Source organism: Micromonospora sp. NPDC023869, from assembly GCF_055559695.1.
Map to the genome: position 1 here is coordinate 284,766 of NZ_JBVHKD010000007.1, position 22,354 is coordinate 307,119.

A 22,354-nucleotide genomic window follows, 5' to 3' on the forward strand; every position below is an offset into this window, starting at 1 on the left:
CGCGCCGCCCCCCCCCCCCCCCCCCCGCCGGTCTCCTCCGTGGGGGCGGTGGGCGGGCCCCCGCCGGGGTTTTGGTGGGGGGGGGGGGGGGGGCGCGCCGGGGGGGGGGGGGGGGCCCCCCCCCCCCCCCCCCACGCCGGTACCCGAAGGGGGTACGTCAGGTGTCAGCCGGGGTGCACACCGTCGCGGTGATCGGCGCGGGCAAGATCGGCGAGCTGATGCTCTCCGGCCTGCTGCGGTCCGGCTGGCCGGTGGACCGGCTGCTGGCCACCGCCCGCCGACCGGCACGCGCCGAGGAGATCGCCGCCCGTTACGGCGTCCGGGTGGTGGACAACCTCACCGCCGTCGACGAGGCGGACGTGCTCGCCGTCTCGGTCAAGCCGCAGGACGCCGCCGCCCTGCTGGACGAGATCGGGCCCAAGGTGCCCGCCGACAAGCTGGTCATCTCGCTCTGCGCGGGCCTGCCCAGCAGCTTCTTCAGCCGCCGACTGCCCGAGGGCACCCCGGTGGTCCGGGTGATGACCAACACCCCCGCCCTGGTGGACCAGGCGATGACCGCCATCTCCGCCGGGGCGCATGCCACCGGCACGCACCTGGCGCTGGCCGAGGAGATGTTCAAGCCGCTCGGCGCGACGATCCGGGTCCCCGAGACCCAGCAGGACGCCGTCACCGCGCTCTCCGGCTCCGGCCCGGCGTACTTCTATCTGCTGGTCGAGGCGATGACCGACGCCGGCATCCTGCTCGGCCTGCCCCGGCAGGTGGCGCACGACCTGATCGTGCAGACCGCGATCGGCTCGGCGGTGATGCTGCGCGACTCCGGCGAGCACCCGGTGAAGCTGCGCGAGGCGGTCACCTCGCCCGCCGGCACCACCATCTCCGCCGTCCGCGAGCTGGAGAACCACGGCGTACGCGCGGCGCTGCTGGCCGCTCTGGAGGCGGCCCGGGACCGGGCCCGCGAGCTGGCCGCCCAGGCCGAGTGAGCGGCGACGCCGGTACGCGCTGACGACGACCCGGCGACGCGGGTCCCCGCGGGCTCCTGCCGCTGCCAGGCGTGCCGCATACTGTCGCGGTGTTCACACTCGCCCAGGCCCGGCACCTGGTGGCCACCCTGCACCCCCGTATCGACGAGCTGATCCGGGTCCGGGCCGACCTGGCCGAGTTGCAGACCGACCTGGCCACCCACGGGCTGAGCGCGCTCGGCGGTCGACCCGAGGTGAAGGCGCTGGAGGCCCGCCTGCACGCCATCCTCGACGAGCTGCGGCAACCCGGCATCGAGGTTAAGAGCCTGGCACCGATCCTGCTCGACTTCCCCGGCGAACGCGACGGCCGCCAGGTGCTCTGGTGCTGGCTGGAAGGCGACAGCGACGTGCGCTGGTACCACCGCGCCGACTGCGGCTTCGCCGGCCGCCGCCCGCTCTGAGGAGCCGGTGCAGCCGGAGCGACCGATGACGGGAGTTCGCTGATGTTCGCCATTGACCTGACGGAGGACGCGCAGTTGCGTCCGCTCGATCCGTGGCATGCCGAGGAGTTCCTGGCCAACCTGGACCGGGCCCGGGAGCACATCTCACCCTGGGTGGGGCCGTCCTTCGTGGCGACCGACCTGGACGGGGCGCGGCACGTGTTGCAGCGGTACGCGGACCGGTGGGCCCGTGACGGCGGCGGGATCTGGGGCATCTGGTTGGGGGACCGGCTGGTCGGTGGGGTGCTGCTGGTGTCGTTCGACGCGGCGACCGGGGTCTGTGAGGCGGGTTGCTGGTTGGAACCGGCGGCCGAGGGGCGTGGCCTGGTGACCCGCGCGGTCGGACGGATCATCGACTGGGCGCTGGTCGAGCGCGGACTGCACCGGGTCGAGTGGCGCACCAACGCCGGCAACGTCCGCAGCATCGCGGTGGCGCGCCGACTGGGCATGCGGCGCGACGGCGTACTGCGGGAGGTGTTGTCCCGCCCGGGCGGGCGGGTCGACCTGGAGGTCTGGTCGGTGCTGGCACCGGAGTGGCGGGCCCGCCGCACGGGCACGGCGGCGGTCGACGGATGAACCTGGAGCCGGGACCGTCACCCGTGCTGGCGGCCGGCGAGAGCTGACGGGTCAGCCGGCCTCGGCCAGTGCCGCGCGTACCTTGTCGGCGTCGCCGGGGGCCTCCTGCTGCCAGTTCGCCGGGTCGGCGGAATAGACCGTGCCGTAGGCCGGGGTGTCCGGCTGGAACCGCCAGCTCTCGGCGAGGCTGCCGGCGTCCACCGCGTCGTAGCCGATGCGGTCGAGGAACGCGGTGACCACGGCCTTGGCCTCGGCGTCGTCACCGGCGATCGGCAGCGCGCTACGGTCGGCTGCGCCGCTCGGTCGGGCCAGGGAGGACAGGTGCCTGAAGTGGATGTTGTTGAACGCCTTCACCACGCGCGCCTCGGGCAGATGACGTTGCAGCAGCTCGCTGCTGGTGGCGGTGCCCTCGTCCAGCTCGGGGAACCGGCCGTCCCGCTGCGGGTAGTAGTTGTTGGTGTCGATGACGACCTTGCCGGCCAGCGGCGCGACCGGCACCGACCGGTACGCCTTGAGTGGGATGGTGACCACCACCAGGTCACCGGCCTCGGCGGCGGCGTCGGCGGTGCCCGCGCTGGCGTGCGGCCCCAACTCGTCGACCAGGTCGGCGAGCGTCTCCGGCCCGCGCGAGTTGCTCACCACCACCTCGTACCCGGCGGCCACCGCCAGCCGTGCCACGGTGCTCCCGATGTGCCCGCTCCCGATCAGCCCTACGACCGACACGCCAGATCCTCCCGCCACACGCCGACCCGTCACGTCCGAACCTACCCCCGCCTTCGGCCACCGGCCCCGGGTTCTCGCCGGATCCGGTCCACCCCGCCGATCATGGACTTGCTTCGCGGCTCATCATGATCCGCGCAACTTCACGGATACTGCTGCCTCAGGCGTGCCCGGAGACAGCAATATCGCTGAAGTTGCGCGGATCTTGCCCCGCCCAGACGCCGACCCTCGGGGTGATCAAGGAGTTTGGTCACGGAAGGGGCAGGTCTGAGGGTGCAAACTCCTTGGTCAACTCCGGTGACGCACACCGTCGGGGGTGGGGAAGGGGGTTCAGGGGGTGGGGAGGGTCTTCTCGACGGTGGTGCGCAGGGTGGGGTCGTCGGGGGTGACGGTGGGGGCGAACCGGGCGGCGACGGTGCCGTCCGGGGCGACCAGGAACTTCTCGAAGTTCCAGCGGACGTCGCCGGTGTGGCCGTCGGCGTCGGGGGTCTGCACCAGAGCGGCGTAGAGCGGGTGGCGGTCCGGGCCGTTGACGTCGACCTTCTCCGTCAGCGGGAAGCTCACCCCGTAGTTGACCTGGCAGAACTCGCTGATCTCGGCGGCGCTGCCCGGTTCCTGGCCGGCGAACTGGTTGCACGGCACGCCGAGCACCACCAGGCCCCGGTCGGCGTACTCGTCCTGGAGTTCCTGCAGGCCGGCGTACTGCGGGGTGAGGCCGCAGCGGGATGCCACGTTGACCACCAGCAGCGCCTGGCCACGGTACTGGGAGAGGTCGGCCGGGCCGCCGGTGAGCGCGCCGATCGGGATGTCGAAGACGGTCATGACCGCGAGGCTACCGCTGGCCGGCCTGGTTGCCCGCAGCGCCGCGCGGCGATCTACCGCTCGGTAACCACCGGCGACGGGTGCGGTGTGGCATCCGGGAGACGGATCCGCCGCCGGTGACGGGGCCACGTGGGCCCCACCACCGACGGCGGATCGTTAAGTGCCGAGTCGTCAGGAGGCGGCGGGTTCGAGCGTGCCGGCGTAGTCCGGGTTGGCCTTCAGCCACTCCTCGACGGCCTTCGGCTCGTCGTCCTGGTGCACGTTGAACATCAGGTCTTCCAGCGAGCCGAGCTGCTGGGTGTCCATCTTGAACTTCTTCAGCATCTCGGCGGCCTCGGGGAAGTCCGCGCTGAAGCCCTCACGGGCCAGGGTGTTGATCTCCTCGGTCCCGCCGAGCGTGCCCTTCGGGTCCGAGAGGTCCTTGAGCTGGTAGTTCGCGTAGGCCCAGTGCGGGTGCCACAGGGTCACCACGATCGGCTTCTGGTCCTTGATCGCGCCGTCCAACGCGGCCAGCATGGCCGGGGTCGACGAGGTCTTCAGGCTCAGCTTGCCGGTCAGGCCGTACTCCGGGATGACCTTGTCCTGGGTGGCGGCGGTCAGGCCGGCGCCAGGCTCGATGCCGATGATCTCGCCGTTGAAGGTGTCGGCCTTGTCGGCCAGGTCCTCCAGCGAGTTGACGTCGCTGACGTACTCGGGCACGGCGATGCTCAGGCGGGCGTCGTCGTACCAGACGCCGAGGTTCTCGAGCTTGTCGCCGTACTCCTTCATGTAGTCGGCGTGCGTCTGCGGCAGCCAGCTGTCGAGGAAGAGGTCGATGTCGCCGGTCGACAGACCCTGGTAGACGATCCCCGCCTCGACGTTCTTGAGCTCGACCTCGTAGCCCTTCTCCTCCAGCAGGTTCTTCCAGAGGTACGAGGCGGCGATGGCTTCGTCCCAGGACATGTAGCCGATGGTGATCTTCTTGTTGTCACCGCCGGCAGAATCGTCGGAGTTGCCGCAGGCAGCGGCACCGGTCAGCGCCAAGGCGGCGGTGGCCGCCAGCGCGACCCGGCGCACCAATTTACTGCTCCACATGTGGAGTTTCCTTCCCTCGTTGCTGTGCACCGGCGGAACTCGCGGTAGCGAGGCAGGGCACCGGCAACGGGACTTCCCTGCGTGGGTCAGGTCGGGGGATCAGGCTCGTTGCATGGCGCGTTGCGCCTTCGCGGACGCGGTACGCGCGCCGATCGAGTCGGTGAGGCGGTCGAGCACCACCGCCAGGATCACCACGGCGATGCCGCCCTCGAAGCCCGCGCCGACCTGGACCCGGGCGAGTGCCGTCATGATCACCTCGCCGAGACCACCGGCGCCGACCATCCCGGCGATGACGACCATCGACAGCGCCAGCATGATGACCTGGTTGACGCCGGTCATGATGGTGGGCAGGGCCAGTGGCAGTTTGGTGCGCAGCAGGATCTTCCACGGCGAAGCGCCGAACGCCTCGCCGGCCTCGATGACCTCGCGGTCGACCTGGCGAAGGCCCAACTCGGTCAGGCGTACCCCGGGCGGCATGCTGAACACCACGGTGGCCAGCACGCCGGGCACGGCGCCGACGCCGAAGTAGAAGATGGCTGGGATCAGATAGACGAATGCGGGCATCGTCTGCATCAGGTCGAGCACCGGTCGGACGATTGCCGAGGCGCGGCGGTTCTCCGCGATGAAGATGCCCGTCGGTACGGCGAGCAGCAGGGCGAGTCCGCTGGCCACCAGGACCAGCGCCAGCGTGCTCATGGTCTGGTCCCAGATCGGCATCCCGGCCACCATGCCGAGTCCGAGCAAGGTGCCCAGGCCGAACTTCCAGCTTCGCAGCCACCAGCCGAGGCCGGCGAAGATCAATACCATGACGATCGCCGGGGGCGCGGTCAGCAGGTCCACCAGCGGCTCGACCAGTGCGTCGACGGTGGCGGCGATGCCGTCGAAGACGGCGGACAGATGCTCTCTCGACCAGTCGACGCCGGTCTTGAACGCGTCGCCGATCCGGATGTACGGGAGCATGTCGTCGAGACTGTCGGCGCGGTTCATGCGGGCTCTCCCGTGAGGCGGACCGACGGCTCGGCAACCACCTGCACCGGTACCTGCGGTGCGGTGCCGTCTCCGGTCGGCGTGTCGGCCGTTTCACCGGTCTGCACCGCGTCGGCGGTCGGCGTCGTGCCGGCGGGCTCCGGCGTGGCGGTGGCAGCGCTGGCCTCAGCGCTGATGCTGCCCAGGGCGCTCAGCAGCGTGACCCGCGGAATCACGCCGGCGAGCCGCCCGGTCGCGTCGACCACGGCCACCGGTGCCGGGCTCTGGGCGCAGGGCGCGAAGATGTCGGCCACCGGCGTCGTGTCGTCGACCATTCGGGCGTGCTCGGTCGACACGACCTCCTGAAGGTTCGTCAGTCCGTTCCGGACTGCCCGGGCGGCGTCGTCGGCGGTCACGGTGCCCAGGTACCGCTTGTCGCGGCCGGTGATGTAGACCGCTGACGTCTGGGTCTCACGCAGCACGCGAGCGGCCACCCGGGGGCCGGAGTTCACGTCCACGACGCCGAGCGGCCGTTCCATGACCGCCGCCGCGGTGAGGATCCTGGTCCGGTCGACATCGGCGACGAACTGGGCGACGTAGTCGTTGGACGGGTCGGTGAGGATCTCCTCGGCGGTGCCGATCTGGACGATCCGGCCGGCACGCATGACCGCGATGCGGTCACCGAGGCGCATCGCCTCGTTGAGGTCGTGCGTGATGAACACGATCGTCTTGCCGAGCTCGGCCTGTAGTTCGAGGAGTTGGTCCTGCACCTCGCGGCGGATGAGCGGATCGAGCGCGGAGAAGGCCTCGTCCATGAGCATGATGTCGGTGCCGGCGGCGAGCGCGCGGGCCAGGCCGACCCGTTGGCGCATGCCGCCGGACAGTTCCTGCGGCAGCTTGTCCGCCCATTTGTCCAGGTCGACCATCCGGAGCGCCTGCAGTGCCTTCTCCCGGCGCTCGGCGCGGGGCATGCCCGCGACCTCCAGCGCGTAGCCGGCGTTGTCCAACACCGACCGGTGCGGCTGGAGCGCGAAGTGCTGGAAGACCATGCTGATCTTCTCGCGGCGTAGCTTGCGCAGCGCGGCGGGCTTGAGCTTGGTGATGTCGACCCCGTCGACCTCCACCGTGCCGTGCGTGGCGGGTAGCAGTCCGTTCAGCATCCGGATCAGGGTGGACTTCCCCGAGCCGGACAGGCCCATGACCACGAAGATCTCGCCGCGTTTGACCTCGAAGTTCGCGTCGACGACCGCAGCCGTGACCGGTAGCCCCGCCAGCTCCTCGTCCCGGCCTGCGCCGTTCCTCAGGATTGCCATCGCCTTGTCGGCGCGGTTCCCGTAGACCTTGTACAGGGAGTTCACTCTGAGTGCGGACACGGTCTCCATTCCAAGGGCTTATGGTACGACGTCATTCTCGGGCGACGTACGCGCATCTATCGATAATCTGTCGTTCCGTGGGCCGGCCGGAGGCAGGACAGTCCCGGGTGAGCGAGACAAGACCCTACCCGAAGAGTTTCCGTTGACGAAAACCTCGTTGCGATCCCGGGCCGGAAGCGGAGCGATTGGAATACGTTGCGGCGTCGGCCATTGCGGACAGTATGGGTGGCAGAAGTGCAGTTCCGGGATGGAGGATCGGGTAACTGGCGGGTACCTCCAATGGTGGATATTATCGGGCAAAACGGCTTATATCGAGCGTGGTTGCGCTCACGGTTCGTAGCCGTAGTGTCCCGATGACTTCTGCTTGTCCGCATGGTTCCACGCGCCCTGTGGATCCGGCCGTACCACATTCTCCGTCGATCGGGTTCGCTGCGTCATTGCGTACGGTGAATTCGACCGATGCGGATATTCATGGATTCGACATGGAACCTTCGTGAAACCGAGACAGAATCTCCATGGGATCTATACGGTTCCGGCAGGCTCCGAATTCCTGCGGTTGGCCGCAGGGGCGGCGATCGACAGATGTCGACCGGCGTTGGTTGAGGTTCCGGCGGTGGGGCTCGATGCCGTCGTCGATCCGACGCCAGGCACGGGGACGCCGGGCGCGGCGCTCGCGTGAGGTGATGTGCCTGATTGCGCCCCCACGGGTGGGCGGTCCGGCCGGGCCTGCGGGTGTGCCGCCGGGCGGTGGGGTGCCGGTTCCGCTGCTCGGGGGCGGTGTGCTCCCGGGGTGGAGCGGGTCCCGATCGCGCCGGGATCGATACATGGACATCTTGACGAAGTGGTGTCGTGTGAGTAGCGTCTCCTCATCCTTTTGGAAAGTTTCCTAACTGTTTGGAGACGCCACATGAAGAGATCGCTCCGCCGGGCCCTCTGGGTCGGCGCCGTGGTCGCGGTGACCGTCGCCACGGTCCCGATGGCCTCGGCGTTCGGCGCCGGAAGCGTGACCACCTCGTTCAGCCGGGTGTCGGACTGGGGGACCGGTCACGAGACGCGGGTCACCGTCACCAACGGCTCGACCGCCACCGTCAGCACCTGGCGCATCGAGTTCGAGCTGCCCTCGGGCACCAGCATCAGCAGCTCCTGGGACGCCGACGTCACGCGCGACGGCAACCGCTACGTGGCCGTCAAGAAGAGCTGGGCCGGTGGGCTGGCCCCGGGCGCCTCCTTCAGCTGGGGCTACAACGGCACCGGTGCGTACCGCGCGCCGTTGAACTGCACGGTCAACGGCGTGGCCTGCGGCGGCGGCACCCCGCCGCCCACCACGACGCCGCCCACCACCACCCCGCCGACCACCGCTCCGCCCACGACTCCGCCGCCCACCACCCCGCCCCCGACCACGCCGCCGCCGAGCGGCCAGAAGGTGGTCGGTTACTTCACCCAGTGGGGCGTCTACGGACGCAACTACCACGTCAAGAACATCCACACCAGCGGCTCGGCGTCGAAGCTGACCCACATCCTGTACGCGTTCGCCAACACCACCGGCGGCCGGTGCACGATCGGTGACAGCTACGCCGACTACGAGAAGGCCTACACCGCGGCGGAGAGCGTCGACGGCGTCGCCGACACCTGGGACCAGCCGCTGCGGGGCAACTTCAACCAGCTGCGCAAGCTCAAGAAGATGTACCCGCACATCAGGGTGATCTTCTCGGTCGGCGGCTGGACCTGGTCCGGCGGCTTCACCCAGGCCGCGCAGAACCCGACCGCCTTCGCGGAGAGCTGCTACAACATGGTCGAGGACCCGCGCTGGGCGGACGTCTTCGATGGCATCGACATCGACTGGGAGTACCCCAACGCCTGCGGCCTGACCTGTGACGCCAGCGGCCCGAACGCGTTCAAGAACGTGGTCAGCGCGCTGCGTACCCGGTTCGGCTCGTCGGCGCTGGTGACCGCCGCGATCACCGCGGACGGCAGCAACGGCGGCAAGATCGACGCGACCGACTACGCCGGCGCCGCGACCCACCTCAACTGGATCATGCCGATGACGTACGACTACTTCGGCGCCTTCGCCCCGCAGGGCCCCACCGCCCCGCACTCGCCGCTCAACTCGTACACCGGTATCCCGCAGCAGGGCTTCTGGTCGGACGCCGCCATCCAGAAGCTCAAGAGCAAGGGCATCCCCGCCAACAAGCTGCTGCTCGGCATCGGCTTCTATGGCCGGGGCTGGACCGGCGTGACCCAGACGACGCCCGGCGGCACGGCGACCGGGCCCGCCCCCGGCACCTACGAGCAGGGCATCGAGGACTACAAGGTGCTCAAGAACACCTGCCCGGCCACCGGCACCGTCGGCGGCACCGCGTACGCCAAGTGCGGCAGCAACTGGTGGAGCTACGACACCCCGTCCACCATCGGCGGCAAGATGACGTACGCGAAGAACCAGGGCCTCGGTGGCGCGTTCTTCTGGGAGCTCTCCGGAGACACCAGCAACGGTGAGCTGATCGGCGCCATCAAGGGCGGTCTCGGCTGAGCCGAAGGCCGACGCATCACCCACACGACGGGGAGGGGCCGCACCGGCCCCTCCCCGTCCGCCTGCCCACCGCACGCCGCGCGGGTCTGCGTGGGCTGCGTGGGGTGCGTGGGCGCGGGGGTGCGGGGGTGCGTGTAAGGAAGGGACCCTTCCTATACAAAAAGCGATAGGAAGGGTCCCTTCCTTACACCAGGGGCGGGTGTGACAGACTCGCGCCGATCGAGCGGGCGGGAGGTCACGACAGCGATGCCAACGAGATTCCGGCGAACCGTCGTCACCGCCGTGCTGCTCGCGATCATGCCGTCCGCGCTGGTCGGGTGCGGCCTGCTGGGCGGGGAGGACGAGGCGGAGCAGCCCGGTCGGGCCCCCGCCGAGGAAGCCATGACCAAGGCGCGCGAGCGGGTGCAGGCGTACCTCGACGCGATGGCGGCCAAGGACGTGGCGGCCGGGCGCAGCCAGCTCTGCGCCGCGCTGCACGAGGCGTTCGACGGGGCCGCCACCGGCCCCAACGGTGACTTCGCCGACCACTTCGAGGTGCCCCGCTCCGAGATCGTCGACATCCGGCCCGGAGAGGCCGGACAGGAGGTCAGCGTCTCGGTCACAGTGACCGCCGGTCGCCGCGAAGCCACCCGCGCGTTGCTGTTCACGGTCACCCGGGACGGGCTCGACTGGTGCATCTCCGCCGAACGGCCGGGCGGGAACAGCCCCGCGCCGGTGGCGCCGGACGGCAGCGCCCCGGCGTCGACTCCGTGATCTGCGCGCTCGCCTGACGCGTCCATCTGCCGGAACCCGGCCCCTCGCCGGTCGCCCACCCGGCCGGTCGCCGTACGCTGGGATTCATGCGCCATGAGTGGCATCAGTTGAGCCATCCGTCGGTGGGCAGCCCGGTGTTGCAGACCAGCCGTCCGACCGTGAACTCCGCCGAGGACGAGGCCCTCGGCCTGGACCGCTGGCGGGAGCTGCCACGGGCCCAGACCCCACCCTGGCCGGACCCCGCCCAGGTGGCGGAGGTCTGCAAGGTCCTGGACAGGGTCCCGTCGGTGGTCGCGCCGTACGAGGTCGACCAGCTCCGCCAGCGTCTCGCCCTGGTCTGCGAGGGCAAGGCGTTCCTGCTCCAGGGCGGTGACTGCGCGGAGACCTTCGCCGACAACACCGAGAGTCACCTGCTGGCCAACGCCCGCACGCTGCTGCAGATGGCGATCGTGCTCACCTACGGCGCCTCGCTGCCGGTGGTCAAGGTGGCCCGGGTGGCCGGGCAGTACACCAAGCCCCGGTCGCTGCCGACCGACGCCCGGGGGCTGCCGGCCTATCGCGGCGACATGATCAACTCGCTGGAGGCCACGCCGGAGGCGCGCGTCGCCGACCCGCAGCGCATGATCCGGGCGTACGCGAACTCGGCCGCCGCGATGAACATGCTCCGCGCGTACCTCGCCGGTGGGCTCGCCGACCTGCACGCCGTGCACGACTGGAACAAGGGCTTCGTGCGCAACTCCCCGGCCGGCGAGCGGTACGAGGCGATCGCCCGGGAGATCGACCGGGCGATGGCCTTCATCCGGGCCTGCGGGATGACCGACGACGAGGCGCTGCGCACGGTCACCCTCTACTGCTCCCACGAGGCCCTGGCGCTGGAGTACGACCGCGCGCTGACCCGGGTCTCCGACAACCGGCCGTACGGGCTGTCCGGGCACTTCCTGTGGATCGGCGAGCGGACCCGGCAGCTCGACGGGGCGCACATCGACTTCATCTCCCGCATCGCCAACCCGATCGGCGTCAAGCTCGGCCCGACCACCACCCCGGACGACGCCATCGAGCTGTGCGAGAAGCTCAACCCGGACAACATCCCCGGCCGGCTCACGCTGATCAGCCGGATGGGCAACCACAAGGTCCGGGACGCGCTGCCGCCGATCGTGGCGAAGGTGACCGCCGCCGGGGCCAAGGTGGTGTGGCAGTGCGATCCGATGCACGGCAACACCCACGAGTCGTCCAACGGCTACAAGACCCGGCACTTCGACCGGATCGTCGACGAGGTGCTGGGCTACTTCGAGGTGCACCGGGGGCTGGACACCCATCCGGGTGGCCTGCACGTCGAGCTGACCGGCGAGGACGTCACCGAGTGCCTGGGCGGCGCGCAGGGCATCGCCGACCTGGACCTGCCCGGCCGGTACGAGACCGCCTGTGACCCCCGCCTGAACACCCAGCAGTCGCTGGAGTTGGCGTTCCTCGTAGCGGAGATGCTCCGTGGCTGACGCGAGGAGTGAGCTTGCGAGCCCCGCAGTCGGCGGCCCAAGAGTGATGGTGGCTGACGCGAGGAGTGAGCTTGCGAGCCCCGCAGTCGGCGGCCGAAGGGACAATTGTGGCTGATTTCATCGATCTGAGGTCGGACACGGTGACCCGGACGACCGCCGGAATGCGGGAGGCGATGGCCACCGCCGAGGTCGGCGACGACGTCTACGGCGAGGACCCGACGGTCAACGCGCTGGAGGCCGAGGTCGCCGCGCTGTTCGGGCACGAGGCGGCGCTGTTCTGCCCGAGCGGGTCGATGGCCAACCAGATCGCCCTGCAACTGGTGGTGCCGCCCGGCGCGGAGTTGCTTTGCGACGCCGACGCGCACGTCATCACGTACGAGATGGGCGCGGCTGCCGCGTACGGCGGGATCACCTCGCGGACCTGGCCGGCGGTGGGCGCGCAGATCGACCCCGACGTGGTCGCCGGCATGGTCCGGCCGGACGGCTACTGGGCGGTGCCCACCCGGGCGATCGCCGTGGAGCAGACCCACAACCGGGGCGGCGGCGGGGTGATCCCGCTGGACACGCTCCGCGCGTTGCGGGAGGTGGCCGACTCCGCGCAGGCGGCGCTGCACTGCGACGGTGCCCGGATCTGGCACGCGCACGTGGCCGACGGGGTGCCGCTGGCCGGGTACGGTGCGCTCTTCGACACGCTGTCGGTCTGCCTGTCCAAGGGGCTGGGCGCACCGGTCGGCTCGCTGGTGATCGGCAGTGCCGAGCGGATCGACCGGGCCCGGTTGATCCGGAAGCGAATGGGGGGCGGGATGCGCCAGGCCGGCTTCCTGGCTGCCGCCGGACGGTACGCGCTGGCCCACCACGTCGACCGGCTCGCCGAGGACCACGCGAAGGCGGCCCGGCTGGCCGAGGCGATCGCGCCGTTCGGGGTGCTGGCGAATGCCGCGCGGACGAACCTGGTCCCGTTGGACCTGACCAAGGCGTCCCTGGACGCGCCGGCGCTGGCCGCCGCAGCCCGTGCCGACGGTGTCCTGGTCTCGGTCCTCGGCCCGCGTACCGCCCGGCTGGTGACCCACCTGGACGTCACCGACGACGAGGTGGACCGGGCCGCCACCGTGCTCACCCGCATCCTGCGCCGCTGACCCACCCGCCGCCGCGCCCGCGCGTGGCGGCGGGCCGGCAGGCCAGTGGGTACGGCCGGCGGACGCCGGAGACCCGGGGAGCCCGGTCCGGCTCGGCCAGAGGGTCAGGCGGGGGCGAGGCGGCGCAGCGTGGCGATGTCGGCGGCGTGGCCTTCGTGCCCCTCGGTGGGCGTCTCCACCAGGATCGGCACGCCCGCAGTGGCCGGGTGCCGCATCAGCTCGGCGAAGGCCGGTTCGCCGATCAGGCCCTTGCCGATGGTCTCGTGCCGGTCGCGGGTGGAACCGCACAGGTCCTTCGAGTCGTTCGCGTGCACCAGCCGCAGCCGGTCCGCGCCGACGGTGGCCACCAGGATGTCCAGCGTCTCGGTCATTCCGCCCTCGGCGGCCAGGTCGTGCCCGGCGGCCCAGGCGTGGCAGGTGTCGAAGCAGACGCCGAGCCAGGGGTGGCGGTCCACCGCGTCGAGGTAGGGCCCGAGATGCTCCACCCGGCTGGCCAGGGACCGGCCGCCACCGGCGCTCGGCTCCACCAGCAGCATCGGCCCGTCACTGGCGGCGGCCGAGTCCAGCAGCGGCAGCAGCGACTCGCGTACCTGCCGCATGGCCGCTTCGGCGTGCCCGGCGTCGACCGCGCTGCCGGCGTGGAACACCACGGCACGCGCGCCGATCGCGGCACCCCGGCGCAGCGCGTGGGCCAGGCTCTGCACCGAACGCTCGACCGTGGCCTCCGTCGGCGACCCCAGGTTGACCAGCAACGACGCGTGAATGTACGCGCTCACGCCGCGTTCGGCGCAGCCGTCGCGGAACAGCGTGTCCTGCACCGGGTCACCGGCCGGCGTCGCCCAGCCCCGGGAGTTGCCGACGTAGACCTGGGCCACCTCGGACCCGGCCCCGTCGACGTACGGCAGTGCCGCCTTCGCCAGCCCTCCGGAGGTGGGCGTGTGCGAGCCGAGCGGCCGGTGGCCGGGGTGCGCCGCGGTCATCAGAAGCACCCGATGGTGATCTGGCTGCCGGGCGGCACCTGGGCGTTCTCGCTCGGGTTCTGGAAGCGGGCGACGGCGTTCGGGTTGAACTGCACGGAGACCTGGAAGCCCTGGCTCTCCAACACCTGCTTGGCCTGCTGGCAGGGCAGGTCGACGACGCGGGGCACGGTCACCTGCGGCGGCCCCTCGCTGACCTCCAGCCGGACCTGGGCGCCCTTCTCCACTCCGCTGCCGTCGGCCGGGCTCTGCCCGAGCACCTCGTCGCGGGGCTTGTCGGACTCCTTGTAGGTCGGTTCGACCAGCACCAGGCCGAGCTGGCCGATGATCCCGCGCGCCTCGTTGAGGCTCTTGCCGACCAGGTTCGGCACGGTGATCGGGGCCCGTCCCTTGCTGAGGAAGACGGTGATCTCCTGCCCCGGCTTGACCTCCTCGCCCGCCTCCGGCTTGGTGGCCACCACCATGCCCTCGGGCAGGCCGTCGTCGAACCGGGCCGGGCCCTTGACGACCTCGAGCTGTGCGTTGGCCAGATCCGCTTCGGCCAGGTCGAAGTCCTTGCCGACCACGTCCGGCATCGGGAATCGGTCCGGTCCCAGCGACAGGGTCAGGGTGATGGTGCCGCCCTTGAGGACCCGGGCGGCGGAAGCCGGCTCCTGCGCCAGCACGCCGTCGCGCGGCACCTGATCGTCATGCCGGGGCTCGGCGTAGCGGATCGTGAAGCCGCCCTGGGACGCCTGGGACTCCGCCTCGGCTTTGCTCATGCTCACCAGCTCCGGCGCGGTGGTGTACCGGCCGACCCCGAACCACCAGCCACCGAGCGCGGCGACCAGCCCGAGCACCACCACGACGGCGGCGATGGCCAGGCGCCCGCCGGAGTCCCCGCCGAACAGACGGGCCCGCAGCGCGGCCAACTGGGCGGGCAGTCCGTCGCCGCCACTCGGGGCGGCCCGGCGTCGGCCCCGGGGCGGGGGACCGGCGCTGTCCTCGGGCAGTCGGGCCCAGGGCGGCCGCTCGGGCGGGCGAACCGTCGAGACCACCATCGTCGGCTGGGAGACCACCGGCGTGTCGGCGAGCGACGGCAGCATGGTGGTGTGACTGTTCGCGGTGCCGAGGCCGTCCCGGGCCACCTGCACCTCGGCCAGCAGGGCACCGGCGTCGGCGGGACGGGCCGCCGGGTCACGTCGGGTGGCCCGGGCAACCAGGTCGTCGAGCACCCTGGGCAGGCCGGGGACCAGCGACGACGGTGCGGGGACGTCCCGGTCGACGTGCTGCCAGGCGATGTCGATCGGCCGGTCACCCTCGTACGGCACCCGGCCGGTGAGCATCTCGAACAGCATGATGCCCGTCGAGTAGACATCGGTGCGGGCATCCGCCCGGCCGTCGGTGACCAGCTCCGGCGCGACGTACGCCACGGTGGCCATCAGTTGGTTGCCGTTGTCGTGGTCGGTGCTGGCCTCGACCGCCCGGGCCAGCCCGAAGTCGGTGACCTTGACCACCCCGTCGACGAGGTTGGCCGGGCCGCCGCTGGGCGCCTCGGCGACCAGCACGTTCTCCGGCTTGATGTCGCGGTGCACCAACCCGGTCCGGTGGGCGGCGGCGATGGCCGCCAGCACCTGCTCGGTGATCGCCAGTGCCTCGTCCGGGTTGAGCCGGCGTCGCTCGGCCAGCACCTCGCGCAGCGTACGACCGCGCACGTACTCCATCACGAGGTAGGGCATCCCGTCGTGGGTGCCCTGGTCGTAGACGGCCACCACGTTGGGGTGGGTGAGCCGGGCGATGGTCTTGGCCTCGTCGGTGAAGCGGTCGACGAAGCCGGCCAGCCCGGGGCGTCCCGGGGCACCGGCGGTGGCGTGAATGGTCTTCAGTGCGACGGTGCGTTCGAGCCGCTCGTCGGTGGCGGTGTACACGGTCGCCATGCCGCCACGAGCCACGCGACCGCGGATGCGGTAGCGCCCGTCGATCAGCGAGCCCAGCAACGTGTCGGCGACCTGTGTGTCCATCGGCAGGGAGTCTATGTGTCCGGGGGTGGTAGGTAGAATTTTAGTTTCCGGATGGAGGTGGATCCGGGCGTGAGGTGGAGCAGAACAGGATGCTACCGCCGCAGCCGCCTCCGTGGGGCCACCCTGCGTACTCCGGGTTCCGCCGTCCCTGCTCAGCGCGCTGACGGGAGGTCGTTGACCCGGGGGGAGGGTGGCATGGCAGGGTGGTCCGGTGACCGACTCCGTACCCGCCGAGGGTGCCGCGCCCGAGGCCGGCCCCGCCGACTGGCTGACCCTGCCGGACGTCGCCGAACGGCTCGACCTGACGATCAGCAAGGTCCACCAGCTGATCCGGGATCGTGAGCTGATCGCGGTACGCCGCGACGGCGTCCGGCGGATCCCCGCCGACCTGGTGGCCAACCGCACCGTGCTCAAGCACCTGCCCGGCGTGCTCAACCTGCTGGCCGACGCCGGCTACGACGACGAGGCCGCGCTGCGCTGGCTCTACGAGCCCGACGCCTCCCTGCCCGGTGGCACCCCCGCCGCCGCCCTGGCCGGCGACCAGGCCCGCGAGATCAAGCGCCGCGCGCAGGCCCTCGGCTTCTGACCCGACCGCCCCCGACCCGCCGGCCCGGTCGCGCAGTGCACCGGTCAGTCGGCCCGGCGGGTGGCGGCGATGGCCAGGTCCACCAGGGCCTGCCGGGCCTCGGTGTCCAGGTCCACCGCGGTCAGCGCGGCGAGCGCCGCGTCGGTGAGCGTGACGATGCGCTGCTCGGTGCGGGCCAGCGCCCCGGTCGAGGAGATCAGCTCACGCAGCCGGGCCACGCCCTCGGTGTCCAGGTCGGCGTCGCCGAGCCCGGCGAGCAGCAGCGCGCGCCCGGCCTCGTCGGCGGCCTCCATCGCCGCCGCGACCAGGTACGTCCGCTTGCCCTCGCGCAGGTCGTCACCGGCCGGCTTGCCGGTCTGCGCGGGGTCGCCGAAGACGCCCAGCACGTCGTCGCGCAACTGGAACGCCTCGCCCAGCGGCAGCCCGTACGCCGAGTAGGCGATGCGGACGTCGGCGGGCGCGTCGGCCAGCGCCGCGCCGAGCAGCAGCGGCCGCTCCACCGTGTACTTCGCCGACTTGTACCGCGCGACCTTGCCGGCCCGCTCCAGCGAGGTGTCGCCGGTCGCCTGGGTCACCACGTCCAGGTACTGCCCGACGGTGACCTCGGTCCGCATCTCGTCGAAGTCCGGCCGGGCACGCGCCACCGTCCGCGGGTCGAGCCCGGCGGAGTGCAGCAGCTCGTCGGACCAGACCAGGCAGAGGTCACCCAGCAGGATGGCCGCCGCGTCGCCGAACCCGTCGGGGTCGCCGCCCCAGCCGGCCGACCGGTGCCGGGTGGCGAACCGACGGTGCACCGCCGGCTCACCCCGTCGGGTGTCCGACCGGTCCATCAGGTCGTCGTGGATGAGGGCGCTGGCCTGGACGAACTCCAGCGCGGCCAGGGCGGTCACCACCGGATCGGTGTCCACCCCACCGGCGCCCCGGTACCCCCAGTAGGCGAAGGCGGGCCGCAGCCGCTTGCCGCCGCCGAGCACGAACGCCTCGATCGCCTCGGCCACCGGCACCAGCGCGTCGTCGACGCCGGTCATCCAGGTCCGGCGGGCGGCGAGGAAGTCGGCCAGTGCCTTGTCGACGCGTTGGCGCAGGCCGGCACGGTCGACGGGGGAGACAGGAGCAGCGTGGGTCACGTCCCGACGCTAATGGGTCGGGGCCGGACACGGCGACCCACCCACCGTCCGGCGCGCCGTGGCTGGGTCGCCCCGCCTTCCGGCGGGCGTCGGCCACGTCCCCACCCCTGGGAAGGTGCTGGGGGTACGCGGGACCGGCCGCTAGAGTCGGTGCGTGGCGCTCGGACTTCCCTCGATCCTCCCGAACTCGCAACCGGCGATCGGGGAGTTGGTCCGCGACTGCCAGCCGACCTTCTCCTTCGAGTTCATGCCGCCCAAGACCGAGCAGGGTGAGCGGCAGCTCTGGCAGGCGATCCGCGAGTTGGAGCCGTTGCGCCCCTCGTTCGTCTCGATCACCTACGGTGCCGGCGGTACGACCCGGGACACCACGGTCGCGGTCACCGAGCGGGTGGCCACCGAGACCACTCTGCTGCCGATGGCCCACCTGACCGCGGTCAACCACTCGGTGGCCGAGCTGCGGCACGTGATCGGTCGGCTGGCCAGTGTCGGGGTGCGCAACGTGCTGGCGGTGCGGGGCGACCCGCCCGGCGACCCCAACGGCGAGTGGGTGCCGCACCCGGACGGCGTGAACTACGCCGAGGACCTGGTCCGGCTGGTCCGCCGCTCCGGCGACTTCAGTGTCGGCGTCGCCGCCTTCCCGTACCGTCACCCGCGCTCGCCGGACGTCGACACCGACACCGACTACTTCGTTCGCAAGTGCCGGGCCGGCGCCGAGTTCGCGATCACCCAGATGTTCTTCGACGCCGACGAGTACCTGCGCCTGCGTGACCGGGTGGCCGCCGCCGGGTGCGACACGCCGATCCTGGCCGGCGTGATGCCGGTGACCAAGATCGGCACGATCGAACGTTCCGAGCAGCTTTCCGGGGCGCCGTTCCCGCCGGCCCTGGCCGCGCGGTTCGAGCGGGTCGCCGACGATCCGGAGGCGGTCCGCCGGCTCGGTATCGAGCAGACCAGCGAGATGTGCCGGCGACTGCTCGACGAGGGCGTCCCCGGGATCCACTTCATCACCTTCAACCGTTCCACCGCGACCCGTGAGATCTGGCAGAACCTGCGGGTGGGCGCCGCGACGTGACGCGGCGGGCGCGACACCTCAGCGCCGTCGGGTCGGTTGAACCGTGGTGGGCAGACAGCTGAACTGGAACGAGTACGCCACGGCGTGGGCCCGGCTGCACGGTGGGTTCGACCCCCGGGCGGCCACCCCCGTGGTCCGCGGCTGGCTCCGTTTCGCCTACCACGTCGGGTTCCTGCTCGGCCGGCTCCGGGTCGGCCCGACCGCGGTCACCGTCTTCGGCGTGTTGCTCTGCCTCTGCGTACCGCTGTTCGCCGGGCGGCCGGGCGACGGGCCGTTCCTGGCCGCGCTGTTCGTGCTGCTCGCCTCGGTAGCGGACAGCGTCGACGGCGCGGTGGCGGTGGCCACCGGCCGCACCACCCGGCTCGGCTACGTCTACGACTCGCTTGCCGACCGGCTCGGCGAGGCCGCCTGGCTGGTGGCGTTCTGGCTGGTCGGTGCGCCGGGCGGGCTGGTCGCCGCAGCCGGCGCGCTGTCCTGGCTGCACGAGTACGTCCGGGCCCGGGCGGTCGCCGCCGGGATGCGCGAGATCGGCGCGGTGACCGTGGGGGAGCGGCCCACCCGGGTCTGCGTGGCCGTCGCCGGGTTGTTGCTGGCCGGTCTGACCGGGCTGATCGAGCTGGACCTGGCGGCCGGCACGATCACCATGGCGACGGCGGTGTGGGTGCTGCTGGCCGCCTTCGGCCTGGGCCAACTGCTCTCCGCCGTCCGCCGGGCCCTGATCGACGCCGACTGACCCGCCGCCGACCCGCTGGTGCGTCGGCCGCCAGGGCGTCGGGGTGCGCCGGTCCGCCGGTGTTAACAGGGGGCCCTTTCTCTACCGCAGGCGTTAAGAAGGTGCCCTTCCTTACACCCCACCCGCACCTACCAGGCGGGCCCGATCTCGTCGGCGACGATCTGCGCGGACAGGGTCACCATCGGCAGGCCACCACCCGGATGGCTGGAGCCGCCGACCAGCCACAGTCCGTGCGCCGCTCCCCGGTTGGCCGGGCGGAGCAGACCACCGGCCGTACCGTAGATGGCTCCACCCGGCGCGCCGGTGGAGTCGGCCAGGTCGGCCGGGGTACGGATCTCACGGAACACCAACCGGTCCCGGACGTCCATGCCCCGCTCGGCCAGCACGTCGAGGATCCGGTCCGCGTACGCCGCCGCCAGCCCCGGCCGCCGCCAGTTCACCGCACCGGGCGCGGTGCCGTGGCGGGCGGCGTTGACCAGCACGAACCACGACTCGTGTCCGGCCGGGCGGACCGCCGGGTCGTCCGCCACCGTGACGAAGACCGTCGGGTCGGTGGCCGGCCGGGCGCGTACGCCGCGTCCCGGGGCACCGAAGATCGCGTCGAACTCGGCGTCGTAGTCGTGCGGGAAGAAGACGGTGTGGTGGGCCAGCCCGGAGTCGCCGCGTACGCCGAGCAGCAGCACGAAACCGGCCAGGCTGCGGTCGGTGAGCCCGGCCAGCCGGCGCGGATCGGGCAGCAGGTCCCGATAGACGGTGAGCGCGTCGACGTTGGCCACCACCACGTCGGCCGGCACCGGGGCGGTCTGCCCGTCGACGCGTACGCCGTGCACCCGCCCGCCCGCCGCGTCGATCCGGGTGACCGTGGCGCCGGTGCGGACGACCACGCCGAGGTCCAGGCAGCGCGACAGCAGCGCGTCGGCGAGGCTGCCCAGCCCGCCGCGCAGATACCAGCCGCCGAACGCCAGCTCCGCGTAGGGGACCGCGACCAGCGCGGCGGGCGCGCGGCGCGGATCGGCGCCGGTGTAGGTGGCGTACCGGTCCAGCAGCATTCGCAGCCGAGGGTCGGACAGGTGGGCGCGACCCAGCCCGCGCAGGCTCTGTCCGGGCCGGATGGCGGCCAGGTCGCCGAGCCGCCAGGCCAGCCGGGTCAGGTCCCGGGGCGAGTCGACGCGGCGGCGCAGGATGTCGTGCTCGGAGGCCCGCCACACCCGGCCGGCGCGCCGCCACAGCCGCTGCCAGTCGGCCGCCGCCCGGTCGCCGAGGGTGGCGCCGATACGGGCGGCGAACTCCGTCGGGTCGGCGCAGGAGTCGAGCACCGGCCCACCGTCGGGGAAGACGTGCCGCACGATCGGGTCCAGTTCGACCAGGTCGACGTACTCGTCGAGCTTGGCCCCGGTCGCCTCGAACAGCTCGTGGAGGATCCCGGGCAGGGTGAGCAGGCTGGGACCGGTGTCGAAGTGGAACGACCCGGAGGCGGTGTCGTGCGTGTACCGCCCGAGTTTGCCGCCGACCGTGTCGGCCCGTTCGAGGACGGTCACCTGGTGCCCGGTGACGGCCAGCCGGGCGGCGACCGCCAGTCCACCCACTCCGGCGCCGACGACCACGATCCGCGCCATGCGATGTCCTCCCAGAGTGGGCCTACCAGGGCCTAGCCGACCGGTCGGCCGCGCCAGGACAGGCGCCGCCGCTTGCGCAGATGGTACGACCGTACGGTCAACCAACCGAGGACCGCGACCGACACGGGGTGGCCCAGCGCGTCGGGCCAGGCCCGGCCGCCGGTGGCGCGTGCGCTGACCACCCGACCGACCACCCCCAGCAGGTACGCCGACAGCGCGAGCCCGGCCACCACCGGCGCGCCGGCCAGCAGCGCGCCGACGGCGACCAGCGGCGGCGCGGTGTAGAGCAGGAGCAGCAGGGACATCACCACGGCGGCGGCGAGCGGATGCCCGAACGTGGCCCAGAGCGACTTGGTGTAGCCGTCGCGCAGTTGCGGCCAGTCGTCGTACATCCGGCAGGCGGCCAGCCGGGAACCGTCGGCGAGGGCGATCCGGCCGCCGGACCGCTTCACCGCCCGGGCCAGCTCGATGTCCTCCAGCACCCGGTCGGCCACCGCCGCGTGCCCACCGGCCCGCAGGTAACCGGCGCGGTCCACGACCAGGAACTGACCGCCCGCCGCAGCCAGCGACGGCCGGGGCGAACGCTCCATCGCGCGTAGCGGCAGGAAGTTCAGCCACAACCACTGCAACAGCGGCTGCACCAGCCGGTCCGCCGCCGTCCGCACCACGATCCGCGGGTACGGCGACAGCAGCGCCGCCCCGGCGGCGCGCAGCTCGGTCACCGCCGCCGCCACCGCGTACCGGTCGAGCACCACGTCGGCGTCCACGAAGACCAGCGCGGTCGTCGACGGGTCGGCGCGGTCGGCCAGTTGCCAGCAGGCGTGCGGCTTGCCCAGCCAGCCCGGCGGCGGCGCGATCCCGGTGACCAGGGTGACCCGCGCGTCGTCGCCGACCACCGCGCGGACCACGTCGGCGGTACCGTCGGTGGACCCGTCGTCGAGCACCACGACCCGCAGCCCGGGTACGCCCCGCTGAGCGAGCAGGGACCGCAGGCACGGGGTCACCCGGGCGGCCTCGTCGCGCAGCGGCAGCAGCACCGTCACCGCCTCGGTGACCTCGACCGGCCCCGACGCGGGACGGCGCAACCAGCGGCCGGCATTGACCAGGGAGTGCCCGGTCAGCACGACGAGCACGCCGAACACGGCGAGCGACAGCTCGCTCACTGGGGCTCGCTCATGCCGGCGCTTCGCTTCGCTGCGCGCCGTCATGAGGCACTTCCGCACTGCGTTGACGATTCGCTCGCTGACGCTCGCTCATGCCGGCGCTTCGCTTCGCTGCGCGCCGTCATGAGGCACTTCCGCACTGCGTTGACGATTCGCTCGCTGACGCTCGCTCATGCCGGCG

General features: G+C 71.9%; 20 protein-coding genes. 10 read left to right on the forward strand and 10 right to left on the reverse strand.

From position 1 onward, the window contains the following. Positions 1–161: 161 nt before the first annotated feature. The 3 genes from proC to ACZ31C_RS21025 all read left to right on the forward strand — a co-directional run bounded on the left by proC (position 162) and on the right by ACZ31C_RS21025 (position 2,035). Positions 162–980 (forward strand): pyrroline-5-carboxylate reductase, encoded by an 819-nt coding sequence (gene proC, locus ACZ31C_RS21015; RefSeq protein WP_350696296.1) that lies wholly within the window; start codon positions 162–164, stop codon positions 978–980. Positions 981–1,069: 89 nt separating this feature from the next. Then, complete coding sequence (locus ACZ31C_RS21020) at positions 1,070–1,420, forward strand: DUF2203 domain-containing protein (RefSeq protein ID WP_350696298.1); 351 nt, start codon at positions 1,070–1,072, stop codon at positions 1,418–1,420. 42 nt (positions 1,421–1,462) lie between these two features. Then, positions 1,463–2,035, forward strand: a complete 573-nt coding sequence (locus ACZ31C_RS21025; RefSeq protein ID WP_465796711.1) for a GNAT family N-acetyltransferase — start codon at positions 1,463–1,465, stop codon at positions 2,033–2,035. Positions 2,036–2,086: 51 nt separating this feature from the next. Here the strand turns inward: ACZ31C_RS21025 and ACZ31C_RS21030 are convergent, their stop codons facing one another. The 5 genes from ACZ31C_RS21030 to ACZ31C_RS21050 all read right to left on the reverse strand — a co-directional run bounded on the left by ACZ31C_RS21030 (position 2,087) and on the right by ACZ31C_RS21050 (position 6,999). Beyond that, positions 2,087–2,758, reverse strand: a complete 672-nt coding sequence (locus ACZ31C_RS21030; protein WP_465796712.1) for an NADPH-dependent F420 reductase — start codon at positions 2,756–2,758, stop codon at positions 2,087–2,089. A gap of 327 nt (positions 2,759–3,085) precedes the next feature. Then, on the reverse strand, positions 3,086–3,577 hold the full coding sequence (locus ACZ31C_RS21035; protein ID WP_465796713.1) for a glutathione peroxidase: 492 nt from the start codon (positions 3,575–3,577) through the stop codon (positions 3,086–3,088). A gap of 171 nt (positions 3,578–3,748) precedes the next feature. Then, positions 3,749–4,651, reverse strand: coding sequence for a glycine betaine ABC transporter substrate-binding protein (locus tag ACZ31C_RS21040; RefSeq protein ID WP_465796714.1), 903 nt, complete (start codon positions 4,649–4,651; stop codon positions 3,749–3,751). Positions 4,652–4,750: 99 nt separating this feature from the next. Next, positions 4,751–5,638 (reverse strand): ABC transporter permease, encoded by an 888-nt coding sequence (locus ACZ31C_RS21045; protein ID WP_465796715.1) that lies wholly within the window; start codon positions 5,636–5,638, stop codon positions 4,751–4,753. After that, positions 5,635–6,999 carry a quaternary amine ABC transporter ATP-binding protein gene (locus ACZ31C_RS21050; protein ID WP_465796716.1) on the reverse strand — a complete coding sequence of 455 codons (1,365 nt, stop codon included), beginning with the start codon at positions 6,997–6,999 and terminating at the stop codon, positions 5,635–5,637. Before ACZ31C_RS21050 ends, ACZ31C_RS21045 begins: the two co-directional genes overlap by 4 nt. A gap of 898 nt (positions 7,000–7,897) precedes the next feature. Between ACZ31C_RS21050 and ACZ31C_RS21055 the strand changes: the two genes are divergently transcribed. From ACZ31C_RS21055 to ACZ31C_RS21070, 4 genes are all read left to right on the forward strand, one after another. Further along, positions 7,898–9,517, forward strand: coding sequence for a glycosyl hydrolase family 18 protein (locus ACZ31C_RS21055; protein ID WP_396742563.1), 1,620 nt, complete (start codon positions 7,898–7,900; stop codon positions 9,515–9,517). 246 nt (positions 9,518–9,763) lie between these two features. Continuing rightward, on the forward strand, positions 9,764–10,270 hold the full coding sequence (locus tag ACZ31C_RS21060; RefSeq protein ID WP_465796717.1) for a hypothetical protein: 507 nt from the start codon (positions 9,764–9,766) through the stop codon (positions 10,268–10,270). A gap of 86 nt (positions 10,271–10,356) precedes the next feature. Then, positions 10,357–11,763: a class II 3-deoxy-7-phosphoheptulonate synthase gene (locus tag ACZ31C_RS21065; protein WP_465796718.1), complete on the forward strand. Its 1,407-nt coding sequence runs from the start codon at positions 10,357–10,359 to the stop codon at positions 11,761–11,763. 107 nt (positions 11,764–11,870) lie between these two features. Beyond that, on the forward strand, positions 11,871–12,899 hold the full coding sequence (locus ACZ31C_RS21070; protein ID WP_465796719.1) for a threonine aldolase family protein: 1,029 nt from the start codon (positions 11,871–11,873) through the stop codon (positions 12,897–12,899). 104 nt (positions 12,900–13,003) lie between these two features. Here the strand turns inward: ACZ31C_RS21070 and ACZ31C_RS21075 are convergent, their stop codons facing one another. Together ACZ31C_RS21075 and pknB are read right to left on the reverse strand one after the other, a co-directional pair. Beyond that, on the reverse strand, positions 13,004–13,879 hold the full coding sequence (locus ACZ31C_RS21075; RefSeq protein WP_465796720.1) for a deoxyribonuclease IV: 876 nt from the start codon (positions 13,877–13,879) through the stop codon (positions 13,004–13,006). Further along, the gene (gene pknB / locus ACZ31C_RS21080) at positions 13,879–15,876 is read right to left on the reverse strand and encodes a Stk1 family PASTA domain-containing Ser/Thr kinase (RefSeq protein WP_465796721.1); all 1,998 of its coding nucleotides are present in this window, start codon (positions 15,874–15,876) and stop codon (positions 13,879–13,881) included. The genes ACZ31C_RS21075 and pknB overlap by 1 nt, the downstream gene beginning before the upstream one ends. 211 nt (positions 15,877–16,087) lie before the next feature. Between pknB and ACZ31C_RS21085 the strand changes: the two genes are divergently transcribed. Then, positions 16,088–16,462 (forward strand): Rv2175c family DNA-binding protein, encoded by a 375-nt coding sequence (locus ACZ31C_RS21085; protein WP_350696320.1) that lies wholly within the window; start codon positions 16,088–16,090, stop codon positions 16,460–16,462. A 44-nt stretch (positions 16,463–16,506) separates the two neighbouring features. Here ACZ31C_RS21085 and ACZ31C_RS21090 read toward each other — a convergent pair whose 3' ends face one another. Beyond that, entirely contained in the window at positions 16,507–17,589 is a 1,083-nt protein-coding gene (locus ACZ31C_RS21090) for a polyprenyl synthetase family protein (protein ID WP_465796722.1), read from the reverse strand. A gap of 154 nt (positions 17,590–17,743) precedes the next feature. On the opposite strand from ACZ31C_RS21090, the gene metF reads away from it, so the two are divergent. Together metF and ACZ31C_RS21100 are read left to right on the forward strand one after the other, a co-directional pair. After that, positions 17,744–18,661, forward strand: a complete 918-nt coding sequence (gene metF / locus ACZ31C_RS21095) for a methylenetetrahydrofolate reductase [NAD(P)H] (RefSeq protein ID WP_350696323.1) — start codon at positions 17,744–17,746, stop codon at positions 18,659–18,661. A gap of 43 nt (positions 18,662–18,704) precedes the next feature. After that, positions 18,705–19,394: a CDP-alcohol phosphatidyltransferase family protein gene (locus tag ACZ31C_RS21100; RefSeq protein WP_449954165.1), complete on the forward strand. Its 690-nt coding sequence runs from the start codon at positions 18,705–18,707 to the stop codon at positions 19,392–19,394. 128 nt (positions 19,395–19,522) lie between these two features. Here the strand turns inward: ACZ31C_RS21100 and ACZ31C_RS21105 are convergent, their stop codons facing one another. Both ACZ31C_RS21105 and ACZ31C_RS21110 read right to left on the reverse strand, forming a co-directional pair. Then, entirely contained in the window at positions 19,523–21,010 is a 1,488-nt protein-coding gene (locus ACZ31C_RS21105; RefSeq protein WP_465796723.1) for a phytoene desaturase family protein, read from the reverse strand. Between the two features lie 32 nt (positions 21,011–21,042). Then, on the reverse strand, positions 21,043–22,164 hold the full coding sequence (locus tag ACZ31C_RS21110; RefSeq protein ID WP_465796778.1) for a glycosyltransferase family 2 protein: 1,122 nt from the start codon (positions 22,162–22,164) through the stop codon (positions 21,043–21,045). Positions 22,165–22,354: the final 190 nt, after the last annotated feature.

Coding starts and splice junctions, on each gene's coding strand:
- ACZ31C_RS21050 (WP_465796716.1), bottom strand. CDS start 6,999: ATGGAGACCGTGTCCGCACTCAGAGTGAACTCCCTGTACAAGGTCTAC.
- ACZ31C_RS21045 (WP_465796715.1), bottom strand. CDS start 5,638: ATGAACCGCGCCGACAGTCTCGACGACATGCTCCCGTACATCCGGATC.
- ACZ31C_RS21025 (WP_465796711.1), top strand. CDS start 1,463: ATGTTCGCCATTGACCTGACGGAGGACGCGCAGTTGCGTCCGCTCGAT.
- ACZ31C_RS21035 (WP_465796713.1), bottom strand. CDS start 3,577: ATGACCGTCTTCGACATCCCGATCGGCGCGCTCACCGGCGGCCCGGCC.
- ACZ31C_RS21065 (WP_465796718.1), top strand. CDS start 10,357: ATGCGCCATGAGTGGCATCAGTTGAGCCATCCGTCGGTGGGCAGCCCG.
- pknB (WP_465796721.1), bottom strand. CDS start 15,876: ATGGACACACAGGTCGCCGACACGTTGCTGGGCTCGCTGATCGACGGG.
- ACZ31C_RS21040 (WP_465796714.1), bottom strand. CDS start 4,651: ATGTGGAGCAGTAAATTGGTGCGCCGGGTCGCGCTGGCGGCCACCGCC.
- ACZ31C_RS21075 (WP_465796720.1), bottom strand. CDS start 13,879: ATGACCGCGGCGCACCCCGGCCACCGGCCGCTCGGCTCGCACACGCCC.
- ACZ31C_RS21105 (WP_465796723.1), bottom strand. CDS start 21,010: ATGGCGCGGATCGTGGTCGTCGGCGCCGGAGTGGGTGGACTGGCGGTC.
- ACZ31C_RS21055 (WP_396742563.1), top strand. CDS start 7,898: ATGAAGAGATCGCTCCGCCGGGCCCTCTGGGTCGGCGCCGTGGTCGCG.
- ACZ31C_RS21060 (WP_465796717.1), top strand. CDS start 9,764: ATGCCAACGAGATTCCGGCGAACCGTCGTCACCGCCGTGCTGCTCGCG.